Source organism: Anaerotruncus sp. 80, from assembly GCF_009936115.1.
GTDB lineage: Bacteria > Bacillota > Clostridia > Peptostreptococcales > Anaerovoracaceae > Senimuribacter > Senimuribacter intestinalis.
In genome coordinates, this window is the sequence record NZ_QWES01000001.1 from 263,010 (window position 1) to 278,565 (window position 15,556).

Annotated in this window: 15 protein-coding genes; 2 read left to right on the forward strand and 13 right to left on the reverse strand. The window is 43.6% G+C overall.

Annotated features, from left to right (window positions below):
• Positions 1-47: 47 nt before the first annotated feature.
• A complete protein-coding gene (gene lexA / locus D1155_RS01200; RefSeq protein WP_347560949.1) occupies positions 48-713 on the forward strand; it encodes a transcriptional repressor LexA in 666 nt (221 codons plus the stop codon).
• 246 nt (positions 714-959) lie between these two features.
• Positions 960-2,333, forward strand: coding sequence for an MFS transporter (locus D1155_RS01205; protein WP_160200586.1), 1,374 nt, complete (start codon positions 960-962; stop codon positions 2,331-2,333).
• Positions 2,334-2,402: 69 nt separating this feature from the next.
• Here the strand turns inward: D1155_RS01205 and D1155_RS01210 are convergent, their stop codons facing one another.
• From D1155_RS01210 to D1155_RS01270, 13 genes are all read right to left on the reverse strand, one after another.
• Positions 2,403-3,623: an ATP-binding protein gene (locus D1155_RS01210; protein WP_160200587.1), complete on the reverse strand. Its 1,221-nt coding sequence runs from the start codon at positions 3,621-3,623 to the stop codon at positions 2,403-2,405.
• An 83-nt stretch (positions 3,624-3,706) separates the two neighbouring features.
• Positions 3,707-4,897, reverse strand: coding sequence for a VWA domain-containing protein (locus D1155_RS01215; protein ID WP_160200588.1), 1,191 nt, complete (start codon positions 4,895-4,897; stop codon positions 3,707-3,709).
• Positions 4,887-5,711, reverse strand: coding sequence for a MoxR family ATPase (locus tag D1155_RS01220; protein WP_160200589.1), 825 nt, complete (start codon positions 5,709-5,711; stop codon positions 4,887-4,889). Before D1155_RS01220 ends, D1155_RS01215 begins: the two co-directional genes overlap by 11 nt.
• 23 nt (positions 5,712-5,734) lie before the next feature.
• Entirely contained in the window at positions 5,735-6,733 is a 999-nt protein-coding gene (locus D1155_RS01225) for a lysine exporter LysO family protein (RefSeq protein WP_160200590.1), read from the reverse strand.
• A 73-nt stretch (positions 6,734-6,806) separates the two neighbouring features.
• Entirely contained in the window at positions 6,807-7,181 is a 375-nt protein-coding gene (locus D1155_RS01230) for a PadR family transcriptional regulator (RefSeq protein WP_160200591.1), read from the reverse strand.
• 9 nt (positions 7,182-7,190) lie between these two features.
• A complete protein-coding gene (gene pylSn, locus D1155_RS01235; protein WP_160200592.1) occupies positions 7,191-7,517 on the reverse strand; it encodes a pyrrolysine--tRNA(Pyl) ligase small subunit in 327 nt (108 codons plus the stop codon).
• The gene (locus D1155_RS01240; RefSeq protein ID WP_160200593.1) at positions 7,517-8,434 is read right to left on the reverse strand and encodes a CobW family GTP-binding protein; all 918 of its coding nucleotides are present in this window, start codon (positions 8,432-8,434) and stop codon (positions 7,517-7,519) included. Before D1155_RS01240 ends, pylSn begins: the two co-directional genes overlap by 1 nt.
• A 596-nt stretch (positions 8,435-9,030) precedes the next feature.
• Positions 9,031-9,846: a 3-methylornithyl-N6-L-lysine dehydrogenase PylD gene (gene pylD / locus D1155_RS01245; protein ID WP_160200594.1), complete on the reverse strand. Its 816-nt coding sequence runs from the start codon at positions 9,844-9,846 to the stop codon at positions 9,031-9,033.
• A gap of 27 nt (positions 9,847-9,873) precedes the next feature.
• Positions 9,874-10,716, reverse strand: a complete 843-nt coding sequence (gene pylSc, locus D1155_RS01250; protein WP_160200595.1) for a pyrrolysine--tRNA(Pyl) ligase large subunit — start codon at positions 10,714-10,716, stop codon at positions 9,874-9,876.
• An 88-nt stretch (positions 10,717-10,804) separates the two neighbouring features.
• On the reverse strand, positions 10,805-11,923 hold the full coding sequence (gene pylC, locus D1155_RS01255; protein ID WP_160200596.1) for a 3-methylornithine--L-lysine ligase PylC: 1,119 nt from the start codon (positions 11,921-11,923) through the stop codon (positions 10,805-10,807).
• The gene (pylB, locus tag D1155_RS01260) at positions 11,920-12,942 is read right to left on the reverse strand and encodes a methylornithine synthase PylB (protein ID WP_160200597.1); all 1,023 of its coding nucleotides are present in this window, start codon (positions 12,940-12,942) and stop codon (positions 11,920-11,922) included. Before pylB ends, pylC begins: the two co-directional genes overlap by 4 nt.
• Positions 12,943-12,991: 49 nt before the next feature.
• A complete protein-coding gene (locus tag D1155_RS01265; RefSeq protein WP_160200598.1) occupies positions 12,992-14,809 on the reverse strand; it encodes an ASKHA domain-containing protein in 1,818 nt (605 codons plus the stop codon).
• Between the two features lie 12 nt (positions 14,810-14,821).
• Positions 14,822-15,532 carry a hypothetical protein gene (locus D1155_RS01270; RefSeq protein WP_160200599.1) on the reverse strand — a complete coding sequence of 237 codons (711 nt, stop codon included), beginning with the start codon at positions 15,530-15,532 and terminating at the stop codon, positions 14,822-14,824.
• Positions 15,533-15,556 lie beyond the last annotated feature (24 nt).

A 15,556-nucleotide genomic window follows, 5' to 3' on the forward strand; every position in this document is an offset into this window, starting at 1 on the left:
GATATAATACGAACAAAGAATTTCAATTAAGCAAATAAACGGAGGGTATTATGAATCAGCTTAAAGAACGCGAACAGAAGATTTTAGATTTTATGAAGGATGAGATCAGAACCAAGGGCTACCCTCCTACGGTCAGAGAAATCTGCAGTGCTCTGAATATCAAGTCCACCTCTACCGCTCACAAGGACATCGCAAGCCTTGTCAAGCAGGGTTATCTGAAGAAGGACCCGTCCAAACCGAGAGCGCTTATGGTTGTCGACATGGAGAAAGAGGTATCAGAATCTTCGACTTCCACTGCACCATCTTATGCAGAGGACTTTCATCGCGAAGATATTATCGATGTTCCTGTAGTCGGCAGAGTTGCTGCAGGTACACCGATCCTTGCAGAACAGAATATAGAAGAAACCTTTCCGATTCCTGCCCAGTATGCAGGCGGTTCCAATTTCATGCTCAGAGTTTGCGGCGAGAGTATGATTAATGTAGGCATTATGGATGGCGACCTGATTCTCGTTGAACAGCAAAGCACTGCCAGAAACGGCGAAATCGTAGTCGCTATGATTGACGGCTTCGAAAGCGAAGCCACAGTCAAAACCTTCTACAAAGAAAACGGTCACATCAGACTGCAGCCGGAGAATGACACTATGAGTCCTATTATCGTGCAGGACGTCAAGGTTCTTGGCAAGGTCAAAGGTGTCTTCCGATATTTTAGTTAAACCCAATCATATCGCAGGAAGAATTTACAATTTTTTCCACACTTGACCCGATTTTTAAAATCTGTTAAAATAATATTATCAATTATATAAATGGCAAACGACACACGTAGAGCAAGCGCTCGTAAATCTGATTACGGTACAGGCTAAGCGTGTGTTTTTTATTGTCTCACGCTGCGCCTTTCCGAAGTTTTGAAAAGCGTTTAGTTTTGTGTGTTTATTCTTGTCAAAATCGAAAGGAGTTTTGAAATGGTTGAAACACACAACCCAAAGACGCAATCTGGCGCCAAAGAAAAAACAACCAAGTATCAACTAATTATCTTTGTTGCTGCCTTTTCTGCTTTTCTCGCAACGTTTAACGAAACGTTCTTAAATGTATCATTTTCTGCTGTCATGGAAGATTTTCATGTCAGTGTCGGCACTGTACAATGGTTGGCAGCCGCATATATGCTCGGCGCTGCAATCATGGTTCCGGTCTCTGCTTTTGCATATAAAAGCATTCCGACTAAAAAACTGTACTTATTTACCGTAGGTCTTCTCATTGTCGGCAGTGTTATTGGCGCTGTCAGCAGCAATTTTTCAGTTCTTCTCATTGGACGTATCGTCCAGGCTCTGGGTACAGGTATGCTGATTCCAATCGGCATGAATATCACGCTGGAAGTCGCTCCAAAAGAAAAACTGGGTACTTTCATGGGTATTATGGGAGCCATGACAACACTGGGACCTTCCAGCAGTGTCATCGTTGCAGGCGCACTGTTAGAATTCTTTGACTGGCATGTGCTATTATGGGTCTTCGGCGGCTTATCTCTGCTTTGCTTCCTTTGCGGCGCAGTACTTCTGCCGAATATCGCAAAACTGACCCATCCAAAGCTGGACGTTTTGTCGGTCATTTTCATCAGTCTGGCACTGATCGGTATACTTTACGGTATTTCTACTGTTTTAGCAGGTAATGTAACCATCGCTCTTTTAGCTGCAATTATCGGCATTATCTTCCTGATCTTCTTTGTTAAAAGACAGGGAACTCTGACTGAGCCGCTTATTCAGTTAAGTCCGCTTAAAATCAAAGCATTCTCCATCGGCGTTATCATCAACATGATTTCCCTGCTGGTTATCTTCGCAATGAACATTGTAATACCATTGTTTATGCAAAGCGGCATAGGTATGTCACCGTTCAATGCGTCAATGGTGCTGTTCCCTGCTATTTGTTTATCTTGTGTGATTGCACCGATTGCAGGACAGATTTATGATAAAAAAGGCGGAAAAGTACTGCTGCCGCTGGGTTTCCTCTGTATCGGAGTTTGCACCGCTGCACTCTCTCTGGTTCACACAGAATCTTCGATTCTGCTGGCAATTTTGTACATTCCTGTTATCTGCGGTAGTGCACTGATCATCGGTCCTGTACAGTCCTTTGCTCTGGCAAAACTTTCTCCGCAGGAGAATCCTCATGGTGTCACCGTAATGAGTACAGGCTTTCAGATTGCGGGCTGTATCGGTTCCTCCCTCTTTTCAGGTGTTTTCGGACTCTTTGCTTCTGAAGCACAGGGATTCTCCGCTGTGGGCTTCCTTGCTACAGCCTTTGCTGCAGTAGGACTTATCCTGGCGGTCTGCGTAACTAAAGAATAATTGTGCAAAATCTCATAAAAAAGGCATTATGCAGGTAAAACTATTTCACTTTGCATAATACCTTTTTTCTTATTTTTCCAAAAGCCAGTCCAGCACATTGACGACTTTAATCCCCTCATAATTTCCCGTAGAAAAACGATCCAGCGTGAGAACTATCTTTTCATAATGATCAGGAATACTCCTAAGTGCTCTCATTTCCCGCTCAAAAGTTACCTCCGCTGTCATATCCGCTGTAACCTGATAGTACGTTATGACACCCTGTTTTTGAGCTACAAAGTCAACTTCCATCATCCCATTCTTCCCGATGGTCACTTTATATCCTCTTCGGAGCAGTTCAAAGAATACGATATTTTCTATGGAAAAGCCTATATCATATCTTTTTCTCGGTAAAATATGGTTTCTCAATCCCAAATCTACCATATACATCTTTTTATTGACCTTTAAAAGCTGCTTACCTACTATGTCAAACCGTTCTGCAGGGTAGAAAATAAACGACTCCGTTAAAGCCTCCACGTAATCACTCACTGTATTGGGCGATACTTTGCGTCCGGAAGATATCAGATAATCTGTTATTTTCTTAATAGAAAGCGGACTGCCGATTACACTTGCAAGATACTGCGCAATACTTTTCAGCAATACGATATCAGTAATTTTGCGAATGCCGCAATACTTTTCTTTGCGGCTCTGCCGCTCTTCAATATCTCTAATAATTACAGTATTATAAATGCCTTCTAAATATGTTTCTTCTTTTTCATCGGTGCGATTCATGGCAACAACATAAGGCAAGCCTCCGGTTTTCATATATTCTGAAAAAGCCTGCTCATCAGAAAGCCCTGTAACCTCAACATATTCTCGAAAAGAAAAAGGCAGCATAGATATTTCTACATAGCGCCCGGTCAGCAATGTTGCCAAATCACCAGAAAGCATATATGCGTTAGAAGCAGTAATATAGATATCTGTGTTCTCTTTTACATAAAGGCTGTCTACCACTTTTTCAAAAGAAGGTACTTTCTGAATTTCATCTAGAAAAATATACGTGATTTTATCAGCACATAGACGTTCTTTCAAGTATTGATATAATGCCTGATAGTCAAGAAGGTGCTCATATTCTAATTCTTCAAAGTTCACAGAAACAATTTGCTCCTGCGATACACCCTGGGCAGTCAATTCTGCCTGATACTGCTTCAGCAGTGTGGATTTTCCGCACCTGTGAATGCCCGTTACTACCTTAATAACCTGTTCATCTTTCCATGAAAACAGCTGCTCCAAATACACTTCTCTTTTTACCATAGCCGCACCTCCTTTTCTAAATATAGCATATTTTATTCTTTTTTCAAATTATATTCCTAAATGGGAATCTTTTTATTTGGTTTTTATCTCACCAGCAGTCTCTGTATCCCTTTATCCAGCCCATCTAAAGTCAGCTCAAACATAGGAAAAACCTGACGAACCATTTGAATCGTCCTACTTCCATAAGCATGCTCCCACCGCTGTTCTTTGATTGGATTCAGCCAAATACACTTCTTATATCGCTTCGGAAATTTCTGCAGCCAGAGAATACCCGGCTCTTCATTATACAGACTCCAATCGTTATTGCCGCCCTTTGCGATGAGCTCATAAGGTGACATAGCGGCATCGCCTACCAAAATCACTTTATATTCACTGTCCAGATTATTGAAAATCCAGTCAGTTTCTACCCACTCTCCATGCTGACACCTTGGACTTGTATAAAGATAATCGTAGATACAGTTATGAAAATAGTAGATTTTCAAGTCTTTCAGATGGGTCGACTGATGCACTGCCTGAAACAGCTGATTGCAAAGATTGGTATAAGGCGACATAGAGCCGTCAGAGTCCATAAGCAGCAGTAGTTTTACAGTATTTTTTCGAGGCTTCTCATAGACCAATTTCAGCATCCCCGCATTATTACAAGTTGCATCAATGGTTCCTTCTACGTCAAGTTCCGTCTTTGCCATATCCACTCTGGTTGAAAACTGACGCAGTTTTCGAAATGCCATCTGAAACTGTCTGGTATCCAGCGACTGATCCTGCCGGAAATCGCGGAAGTTTCTGTCTCCAGCAACCTGCACCGCTGTTCGATGGCGGCTGTAACCGCCTACACGAATGCCTGACGGATTGTAGCCGCCATGCCCCATGGCAGAGGTACCGCCGGTTCCAATCCAGTAATTTCCGCCGTCATGTTTCTCTGTCTGCTCAGCCAGTCTTTCCCGAAACATTTCCATCAGTTTGTCGAAATCATATTCCTTTGCCCAGTCAGGTCTGTCCAGAATATCCCGCTCCCGCTCCTCTGTATGCAGCCACTGCCAAAGTTCATCCGGGATTTGCTCTACTGTCTCTACTCCTTGGAAATACTCTGCAAATGCCAGATCAAATTTATCGTAGTCTGCCTCATTTTTTATCAGCACATTGCGACACAGATAATAAAACTCCAGCAAAGAGTTCATAGCAAGCCCCTTGTCCAAAGCCTCGACGAGACACAGCCACTCATCCAAGGATACGTTCAGTCCTCTGTCTCGAAGTAAATAAAAGAACTTAATAAACATGTCTGTATCCTTTAACTATATCGATGTCCTGATTTTTCTTTAAAAGCACGCCGATATAAGGAATCCGTTCTCTGATTTCATCTACAGAAGCGCCGCTGATAGAAAGCGCCTGCACCCAGTCGAGCAGCTCTGATGTGCTCGGCTTCTTCTGAATCTGCCGCATGTCTCTAATTGCATAAAAGGCTTCCATAGCAGCATGCACCAGTTTCTTGTTCATGTCGCCAAAGTGAACCTTGATAATTTCTTCCATTTTTCCACTGTCAGGAAAATCTATATAATGAAAAATGCACCGGCGCAAAAATGCGTCAGGCAATTCTTTTTCCGCATTGGAGGTAATAATGACAATAGGCCGGTGTTTCGTTTTAATCGTTTCCTTTGTCTCATTGATGTAGAATTCCATTTTATCAAGTTCCCAGAGCAAATCGTTTGGAAACTCCAAATCCGCCTTATCGATTTCATCGATGAGAAGCACCACCTGTTCGTTCGCCGTAAAGGCTTCACCCAGTTTACCCAGTTTGATGTACTGTTTGATATCAGAAACATCGCCCTCCCCAAACTGGCTGTCATATAGACGCTGCACAGTATCGTAGACATAAAGCCCTTCCTGTGCCTTGGTGGTGGACTTAATACCCCATATGATCAATTTCATCTCCAAGGCTTTTGCGATTGCTTCTGCCAACATGGTTTTGCCAGTTCCCGGTTCTCCCTTGATCAGCAAAGGCTTTTCCAGTGCAATAGCCACATTGACTGCATTCATCAACTCTTTTGAAGCGACATAATCTTCACTTCCCGTAAATCTTTTTCTTTTTTCCATTTATATACTTCCTCTCACTTATTTTACACACCAATTGCCAGCGTTACCAGAAGCGGAATCAAAATGCTTTCCGACATGCCGATAGCAAAGGAATACACTACGATATCAGGTCGCAAGGCCTTCTCCACCAGCGATAAGCCCATATCCCCCGCTGCCACACCGGGCAGACTGCACGCCTCAATATAGCCGATTTTCTTTGCTAGAATCGGAAGCAGAATAATGCCAAAGGTTTCCCTAAAGACATTGTGCATAAAGGACACTGCTCCCGCCATAACGTGACCTGCACTGGAAATCGCCACCGGTGCAAAGGTATACCAGCCAAATCCAAAACCGATTGCAATACACTCACGAACCGAAAGCGGCAAAAAAAAGCTCATAATCACAGAAGAAACAGCCGTTCCAACGATAACCGCCGCCGGAAATATCAGCACCCGAAATCCAATATGCTTCACCTGCGCAATGACTGTTCCCGAAAGCCCCATATCAAATCCAATGCTTCCTATCATAATGCAAAGCCCTAAAGTCATTACATTACCCACTTTATCATTAAAGCCATCAATATCTGCTACATTGACACGAAGATAGAAGTAACCGAACAAAAGTCCCAGCACCACAGCAATGATAATCAGCCAGGTCATCAAAGCCGCTGAACCACCGCCTTCTTCTGTATCCGCTTCTGCTTCACTCTCTGCGATTTCATCATTAGTCTGACCTTTTGCCTGCGCTTTTAATCTGCCGAACTTATCAATTCCCAGCAGCTTTCTAGCCGCCATGACTGAAAAAACACCGCCGATTACAACTACAATAGTAAAGATGAAAGCCTGCAGTCCAATGGTGCCAAGACTGGCAATAATCTCTTCATTAGAGCCCATGCGCATCCCCATCATCAAAACCAGCATAAAAACGCTGGCTAAAGTTACCACATTAATAATCTTACTGAGGATTTCTCTGTGATTGCGCAATTTGCTGGCAACAAAATAACAAATAATCATACATGTCAGATACAGTAAAACGTATGCCATAAAATTCCTCCTATTTTTACTCATATAGCGAAAATCGGAGCATTGCGCTCCGTTTTCAATTTTTTATATGCACTTAAATCGAATGGTGAATCATTTCAATCAGCTGATGAATATAGCTTTCATAATCAGAAAGCGCCTGCGCCCAGTTGGCAAGACAACCCTTTCCCTCGGGTGTGATGCTGAAAATTCGTTTAGGTTTTCCCGCATCGTCCAAATCCTCAAGCTCCCATTTGGAAGTCAAAAGTCCGGAGCTTTCCATTTTTTTCAAATATCTGTACACACCTGTCGCATCAGGTACTTTGTCTGCGAACCTTGGAATCTTCCCGATTTCTTTCAGGATTGCAAAACCGTGCATATCGCCACCCTGCAGTAAAATGCAAAGGATCAATGGTTGTAATAACTTATCCAAATTCTTGCCCTGACAAGGGCAATCCATATCAATATACATGAAAATCTCCTATTCTTTATGCACTAAATCGCTTCCATAATGAGAATCAAACATGGTCTTAGAATACTTTTCCAGCTTCCACTCAGGAACTTTACACTGCTTGCACGGCTTCAGTGCCCATTTATTCCTCAGCCACCTTGCCGCCCTGGAATTACGAGAATTGTAAAGACGCATGCTTTTTCCGCAATGGGTCGTAATGGTAATGTACTTTCCCGCAAGATCAATCTCTCTAATTCCATGAAGCTGACCGCTTCTCGCCGGCCATAGCTTCATCTTATTGAGTAAAACAAAGAGTTCTACGTTTTTTCGATAGTACCTCTTCTTTGCCTCTGCCATTAAATATAGAACCTTCCTTCCAGAATATTCTTTGCGTTCTCTGTAATCAGACTCATCATCTTAATCCCTACCGATGAAATTACGACGATTTCTGTTTTTTCCTCAGTCTTCCACGGTGTAATAATCAAGTTATTGACCACACCGCTGACTTCCACCGTGCCTTCTTCGATGGTCTGACAGAACCCCTTGATTCTATAGCTGCTGTCAGAAATAGACTTGATAAAAGCGATGAGTTTTTCTTTTTCCACAGGCTGATCTGCCTTGACGATAAAAGTCTGCGGTCTGCTCTCATAAGTGTTGGTTGTATCTTCGCTTCTCACCAGGCTCGGCGCAAAGTTATCTACAATATCTTTAATATCTACGTCGCATTGGGTTGCCGCATAAATCTTAGTGCTCTCATTGATTTCAGCAATTTTTTCAGCAATTTCTTTAAAAGTTTCGTCATCAATCAAATCCATTTTATTGACAATCACTGCATTGGCATGCTTCACCTGTCTCTCCAGCGCTGGCAGCACTTCTACCAGTTCCAAAAAGTTGCAGGAGTCAGCTACACAGATATTTCCTTTAATCAGGTAATTATCGTTGGTATCCTTCTTAATTCCATCAACGATGTCGCCCATGTTGGATGGGTCTGCAAGACCGGACGCCTCGATGAAAAGATATTCAATGTCGGTTTTCGACATCTCAATCAACCCGTCTACAAACTTGTCTTTAATACAAGCACAGAAAATAGAACCATTTGACAGTTCCGCAATATCAATACCATCTCTGCTTACAAGCTTTGCATCAATATTAATTTCGCCAAACTCATTGATAATAACACCAATTTTGTGTTCTTGATAGGTATCTAACAGCCTCTGCATTAAGGTAGTCTTACCAGCACCTAAAAATCCACTGAGCAGTACAATCTGAATCATGGTTTACTCTCCTTCTATGTTAGAATGCCGCTTTTCTTCGGCAACAGTTTTGTATATTTGATGATTTTCACTTAGTTTGCACAATCCTGCGCTGCCGTGTTGTGCATTTTCAGCTTATCTCGTACATTTTGCACAATTCCAGCTTTCAAAGTTTTGCATTTCGGATTAATTATATTCATTTTGCACAACCTTATCCCTGCTAGCATTTACAATTAGGCACATTTAGTCCGTTTTACGCCATTCCCAGTGTATAAAGTTTTGCATTGCTAGGTGTTTTCACTCATTTTGGCACAACCTTGATTCGTTGCGTTGTGCATTTTAAACTAATCTTGTTCATTTTGCACAACCCTTACATTCAAAGTTTTGCATTTCAAATGGCTCCAGCGTATTTTGCACAACCTTATGAAAATCGGCTTTCACCGTAGCATTCTTCCAATCATGCTTCTCATTCTTGGGAAAGCCTGATGTGAGACCTGCCAACGGTTTGCTTCACAGCAAACCGGGCTAGGGCTTCATGGCGAGGTGCCCGGGAGTCTCACCCGGCTGCATGGATTTAGAGTCCATGTGATCCATACGATCCGCACCCCACATCAGTTTTATTTACCAAACAAACTTTCTCCGAGCATAATTGCTGTGCCGATTTCCAGATTGTCGTGAACAGACTGCGCTTCAAAAGCTGCAGCTGTCTCTTCATCCATGGAATATGGCACGCCCGGGCTTGCGTAAATGACATCCGCACGCAGATCTTCTCTGTGCAGCCATTCACCTTCATTGGTAAAATCCAAAATATATTGATAATCCTTGATTTCTTCCTTTGTAGAAATAGTCTTTCCTTCAAAATCAGTAATCGCAGCAGGATTGTTGTCATATAAGTCAAAATCTATGCCCATTGCTTTTAAAATTGCTGCAGATTCTCTTCCTACGATACCGTAGCCAATCTGCAGAATCTTTGCCTCAGCAATATTCTCACCTTGTCTTTTCATCATTGCAAGCAGAGTCTTAACAAAGCCAAGCGCTGTAGCATAATTATTGTCAGACGCCTTTCCAGAACGGATATTCAGTGCTAAGTATCGGATATCATCAGCAAAGAACAGTACGTCATAGCCACCGAGAGTTGCATCGTAAATTCCGTCTACATCGGTATTAGGCATTACGTCTGCGCAAAATCCCATGGATCTCACAATGGCTGCCACAGACTCGCTGAAACTTCCGATAATCCCTTCACCTTGGGTGATTGGAACTACAGCAACTTTTATGTTCTTTTGTGCCGCAGCTAAATCGAACTTGCTGACACAGAAAGTATCCGCCATAAGTGCAGCAAGATCCATGCCTGTCTTAGCAGCTAAATCCCTGTTATATTCCTCCATGCCATCCAGCATGTAAGTAATCCATTCGGTTCTAAGTCTTGTCATCAGAAATTCCTCTTATCTATCTCAAAATTATACATTCAGCGGCTGACCGTCAATAAAGGCGATACTTCCGCCATAACGTTTGATGGTCTTGCTTTTGTTTAGCGCCATGGTCAGACGCTCAATGCCAAAGCCGATTCCCACCCATGTATCGAACACGCCCCACTGCGCATCGAGAAAATGCGGACCATAGGAGCCGGAAGCGACTTCCATGCCGTTAATCTCAATGTCCAAAGTATGCCCGTAAACAGTGGATTCCTCCACAACAAACTCATATTCATCTTCCGGCACCTGCAGTGCTTCCATGGCACATCTTGCCAGGCGCTTCATTTCCTCAAGCTGTCCGCCTTCTGGAATGGCGGCAAGCTCCACACAGTTGAGCATGGTAAACTCGTTCATGTGCTGCGCTCCTTGAGATTCCTTTCGGAAACAGGAGCCGCGCTCAAAAATCTTAACAGGCTCTCCCGTAATCCGATGAAGTTCTCTCATCACTACATAGAGGTTCGGTGCAAGCATAGGTCTGAGACATCTCTTCTTGTCCAGCCAAAACACCTGCTCTGACAGATGGTGAAACTCATCAATCGTCATCTTCGCAAGCATATCCCTGGTGATAATGGTAGGCGTCACCACCTTGGTAAAAGCTTCACCCATCAGCCAGTCTTCCAGACTTCTGCCAACTAGAATATTCTGTGTGATATGCTTCTCATCGAGGAGCGACTTAATCTTGGCACGACTCTCACGAACCAACTCTTTCTCAGCCTTGCGAAAAGCCTGATCACGCTCCGCCTTTGTTTCAAACTCAGCTTCAATCAGTTCTTTGCTGCCGTTGAGTTCTCCGATTCTTTCTGCCTGTGTTACGGTAAATTTCTCCATAATCAGCACTCCTCTGCAACTTTTTCAAATTCATTCTACCAGTATTGTATCATAACCAATATTGTTTTGTTAACAATATTTTTTAATTTTATGGTAAGGTTTTTAGATTTCTCAAAATTTGTTCTCTCTGTGCTTCCAATTTCTCCTTTGAATCAGCCCAGTTTACAAAAATGCCGCAGAAATCTCCGTTTTCTTTTTCGTCGAGAAGACTCACTTTGCTGCCGCAAAAGTCCATTCGTTTCTCCAGCGGTCCGGCATCGCTCATCATATGTTCACCTTCCTGCACAACTGCGCCTTTGTCACGGCGATAATGCTCATAGACACTGAATCTGCCCAAATCGCACTGCGGCGATACAAATTCGCCTTTTACAATGATATCTGCAAGTTCCGATAGTTCGTTTATTCCCGATGCGTACAGCACAGCAATAGGAGTCTGACTCGGAATCCTGGCGTCGATTTCCAGTACCTTAAAGTCCTCGCCGTCGTCAATGACTTCCACATCCATGATGCCGTGCAACTTGACAAGCTGCGCCAGTTTTTTACCCAATACAGAAAATTTCGCTTCCTGCTCCTTTGTAATTGGACACGGACAGGTCACTTTGCAACAGTCGTAGAACTGATCCATATGAATCTGCGTCACCGCATAGGTTCTGTAATTGCCCGGAATACCGATGACTTCAATAGAATAGGACGGTCCTTCCAAATACTCCTGTACAATCCAGTTTTCAGGATCTGTGCATTTTGCTAAAAACGCCTCTACCTCCTCTTTGCTGCGGGCATAAGTCACGCCTGCCGAACCGCTTTCCCCTGAAGGTTTCATGATATACGGCGCCTTTCCTTTTGGGTAATAGCGAGGTGCCGGAATGCCGTTTTCCAGAAACAGTCTGTCCGACTTTTTCTTGGATTTGGTAATTTCATAAGCTGCTTTGTCGAAAGCAAGGGGCAGACCCTTTTCCTCGCAAATTCTGCAAACCGCCTCAAGCACTCGGTCGTTTTCGTTGGCAGGTAGCACAAAGTCCGCTTCCATCATGGCAGCTATCACAGCTTCATCGCTGGCCGTAATATCCCCGCAGATAGAGCGGTCTGCAAGACCGGCAGCGGGAACATTCGGATTACTATCGATTAAAATGCTCTCAAAACCGCAGGCAGAGGCTAGATATACCGCCTCTGTTCCCTGCAGCTTTCCTCCGATAATTGCGACCTTCATGGGCGCACCTGCCGAAGGAATGCTTCGTATTCTTCTTTGCTTGCAATTCGCAGTCCCATTTCATCCAGAATAGAAGCTGCTTCTTCCACAGTTCTACCACCTTCATCTACATCCATAGTACTGTGGGCAACCCCCATAAAGCCGGATTTAGGAGGAATAATGGAAGTAATCAGATTAGCGCCTGCATTGATCCGATCCTTTAAGCCCCTTATGCCGTCCACATCCAAAGACGCCGGAATCAGGGCACTCGGATACAAAAGTCTCATCAGAGCGATAATCTTCAGCTCCTCAATTCGGTCTGGAGTCTTGCAGTCTTCCATCGGACTTCCCTCTTGGGGAATAAAGCTCATGACGCGCACCTGTCTCGCGCCGATTTCACCCATAGTCAAAAGAGAATCCACGATATCCTCGCTCGTTTCGCCAATGCCTGCAAGAAGCCCCTCTTCGATGTAAATCCCCTTCTCCTTCGCGTAAAGCTTCGCATTCATACGAGCATCGTAATCCTGTCCAACTCTCATCTTCGCATAAAGTTCTCTGTTGTGGGTTTCCTGATAAAGCGCATAAAAATCCGCTCCTGCTTCTGCAAATTTATCGATAATATTGTGATTTACCACACCCGGTGAAATCATCACCGGCGTATCATAAACATCTTTTATCTCTTTAATAATCTGACAGACAGTTTCAAAGTCCTCAGCATGATATTGCGGATCCTCTCCCATGGTCAAATCAATGAGATTGACGCCGGAGTCAATCAAGGACTTTGAAATAGCAAGAACCTCGTCTTTATTCTTTCTGTATCTCTCGATTTTGTTAGAATTTCTGTAATAACAGAAGTTGCAGTTATTTCTGCAATAGGTCGTAAAATACACAAATCCATATGCAAAGATTTTATTACCCTGCACTTCCTTTCGGATTTTCCGCGCCTGGCTGAATAAAGCCTGTAAAATCTCAGGGTCATCTGAAGCCATGATACGCAGCAGTTCTTCTTTGGAATAATCTTTTCTGCTAAAATCTAACATGATTTCCTCCGTCTCGTCTTTTTTGTCAATCCTTTCTCACAAGCAGACATTAAAACATCATTGCCATCATATACTGATCCTGAAAATCGCTTCTTGCCGCAAGCTCGATATGCTCGATTCTTCTTGCCGCCACCTCTGCTTCTTCTTTGCTTCTTTCTGAAAGGAGAATCATGGAAGCGCCGATACCTGCGGAATTTCCAAGAGAGTAAATCTTTTCCTCTGCAATTTTCGGTAGCAAACCGATATTGATTGCACTGGTGTTTCTGATGTAGTTGCCGAAAGCACCTGCGATACTGATTTTTTCAAGAGTATCTTTGGTAATCCCGATTTCTTTCATCATAATCGTAATGCCAGCAGAAATAGCCGCCTTTGCAAGCTGCACTTCTCTGACGTCCTTCTGGGTGATGACTACATCACTTTTGCCGTCTTTACTAAAGTATAACACAAAATCATTGGACTTGTCGTCCTCTTTTATATGTTTCAGGATATTTTCTGAAATGCCCTTCTTTGCCAGCTTTTCTCTTCCAAGAAGTCTGCCTGATTTATCCACGATACCGGTACGAATCAGCTCACCTACAGCATCGATAATGCCGGATCCGCAAATACCGATTGGCTCTGCATCGCCAATAACCGCAATCTCTACACGATCTTTTAGAATGTCCACTCTCTCAATGGCGCCTCTTGCAGCACGCATACCCTGTTTGATGGAACTTCCCTCAAAAGCAGGTCCTGCCGCTGTGGAGCAAGCTACCGCTCTTCCGTTTCCGGTCAGTACGATTTCACCGTTGGTGCCGATATCGATAAAAAGGTGTCCTTTATCGCAGTCCATCAAATCGTTTGTGATAATGCCCGCTGTAATATCGGAGCCCACATGACCTGCAATATTGCCAGCCACGTGTACTTGCGCATCTTTATGCCCTGTCAGCGCCAGCTCTTCGCATCTTGCAGAGAGACCTTCAGTAAATACTGGTGTAAACGGCGATACCGCCAGCTGGGCAGGATTTACACCGAGGAAAATATGGCTCATTGTCGTATTGCCTACTACCACGTACTGATATATATTTGCAGGGTTAAAGTGGTGCTCCGCAGCAAAGCCTTCCACCGCCTTATTGATACAATCGATAATAACGTCGTGAATCACATCCAGATTGCCTTCTTTTTCCATTACAAACGTGATTCTGGAAATAACATCGGCACCGTATGCCCCCTGCGGGTTAGTAGATGCAGAAACATCCATCATCTCACCTGTCTGTACATTCCAAAGCATAACAACCGCTGTAGTCGTACCAATATCCACTGCAACGCCGTAATTTTCAGAAGTGGTGTCTCCAGCTTCCAAATCAATCATTTCATCGCCGCGAAGAGTTGCTGTAACCAGATTGCCAGCTTTAAGCACTTCCGGGATTTTTTTCGTTACAGAAAAAGTACAGCTGAGGTTTTCAAAGCCCAGCGCTTCAATCATTCTCTCCGCATCGCTTCTCTGATCGTTGATGTCAGACGCCTGCACTTCCACACAGATTTTTTCTACCTGCGGCACTTTTTCAAAGCCTTCCGGCAGATGAATCAGCTTTTTCTTTCTGGAAGCTGTAGTTTCAGACTCCGGCATTTCGATGATCATGCCCTCAGATACGGGATGACAACATGCCAGTCTCCATCCCGCCTCAATTTCATTTTCAGACAGTTTGTGGTGATGGTCATTTATGGTCTGTCTATCGCCTTCAATAATCTTTACTTTGCACTTTCCGCAGGTTCCCATACCTGCACAGTTTCCGTCTATATTTACGCCGGCTTTCACCGCTGCCTGCAAAATGGTTTCGCCAGCTTCTGCTTCCCAAGTTATGTTCTGTGGTAAAAAAGTAATTTTCATAGCTACCTCCCTCTAATTCGTCTCAGCTTCCGCTCTAACTGCACAAAATTGACATCCAGAAGCATTGCCCCTACACTGCATACACTCCGGTTCTGCCTTTACGCCCTGCCTGTTCAGCACCAAATATAAGCCCGCACAGGTTTTCTGCGGAATCATCAGTCCGCTGTCCTTCACCCAAACCCCGATAGAAGCCCCGTCCAATATATTAAAAAATTTCTTGGATTCTATGACCGGCATACCGAAATATCCCGGACCAAACTCATCGGATAAATACAGATCTCGCTTTGGAAACCTCTGCTTCAAATCCTCTAGAAGTCTTGTTTTCAAGATTTCAACGCCAGCGTCTACATAATTCGTTCCCCAAATATCAGCATATAAAAAATCCATTATATTTTCTTCACTGGAAAAAAGACATTCACCAACGGTGAGCATATAGAAGTAAACACCCTCTACCCACTCTTTGGGAATCTGTTCGAAATAGTTGCAGTAGATTTGCGTATCTCCTATTTGCACCTTGCTGTCGTGATAAACTTCACTGCCATAATACGACACCAGGGCATCGATTTTGATGCCGTCTATCCCCTTGTTTCTCACATCCATGCCCATCTTCATCATGCGCTGATGCTTTTCGGTTTCCAGATTAAAACCGCAAGTTCTGATAAAGCGCTTCTCTGCCAGAGGATACGCTTTCGCCTCTTCTATAGATATTTTTTGATTTTTCATACCTTGCCTCGCTGAACAAAATAA

What these genes read in the sequence shown, in the direction of transcription:
- pylSn (WP_160200592.1), bottom strand. Translation starts at nt 7,517, where the DNA reads ATGGCAGAGGCAAAGAAGAGGTACTATCGAAAAAACGTAGAACTCTTT.
- pylSc (WP_160200595.1), bottom strand. Translation starts at nt 10,716, where the DNA reads ATGGAGAAATTTACCGTAACACAGGCAGAAAGAATCGGAGAACTCAAC.
- D1155_RS01220 (WP_160200589.1), bottom strand. Translation starts at nt 5,711, where the DNA reads ATGGAAAAAAGAAAAAGATTTACGGGAAGTGAAGATTATGTCGCTTCA.
- pylD (WP_160200594.1), bottom strand. Translation starts at nt 9,846, where the DNA reads ATGACAAGACTTAGAACCGAATGGATTACTTACATGCTGGATGGCATG.
- D1155_RS01270 (WP_160200599.1), bottom strand. Translation starts at nt 15,532, where the DNA reads ATGAAAAATCAAAAAATATCTATAGAAGAGGCGAAAGCGTATCCTCTG.
- D1155_RS01225 (WP_160200590.1), bottom strand. Translation starts at nt 6,733, where the DNA reads ATGGCATACGTTTTACTGTATCTGACATGTATGATTATTTGTTATTTT.
- D1155_RS01240 (WP_160200593.1), bottom strand. Translation starts at nt 8,434, where the DNA reads ATGATTCAGATTGTACTGCTCAGTGGATTTTTAGGTGCTGGTAAGACT.
- D1155_RS01215 (WP_160200588.1), bottom strand. Translation starts at nt 4,897, where the DNA reads ATGTTTATTAAGTTCTTTTATTTACTTCGAGACAGAGGACTGAACGTA.
- D1155_RS01210 (WP_160200587.1), bottom strand. Translation starts at nt 3,623, where the DNA reads ATGGTAAAAAGAGAAGTGTATTTGGAGCAGCTGTTTTCATGGAAAGAT.
- D1155_RS01205 (WP_160200586.1), top strand. Translation starts at nt 960, where the DNA reads ATGGTTGAAACACACAACCCAAAGACGCAATCTGGCGCCAAAGAAAAA.
- D1155_RS01230 (WP_160200591.1), bottom strand. Translation starts at nt 7,181, where the DNA reads ATGTATATTGATATGGATTGCCCTTGTCAGGGCAAGAATTTGGATAAG.
- pylB (WP_160200597.1), bottom strand. Translation starts at nt 12,942, where the DNA reads ATGTTAGATTTTAGCAGAAAAGATTATTCCAAAGAAGAACTGCTGCGT.
- pylC (WP_160200596.1), bottom strand. Translation starts at nt 11,923, where the DNA reads ATGAAGGTCGCAATTATCGGAGGAAAGCTGCAGGGAACAGAGGCGGTA.
- D1155_RS01265 (WP_160200598.1), bottom strand. Translation starts at nt 14,809, where the DNA reads ATGAAAATTACTTTTTTACCACAGAACATAACTTGGGAAGCAGAAGCT.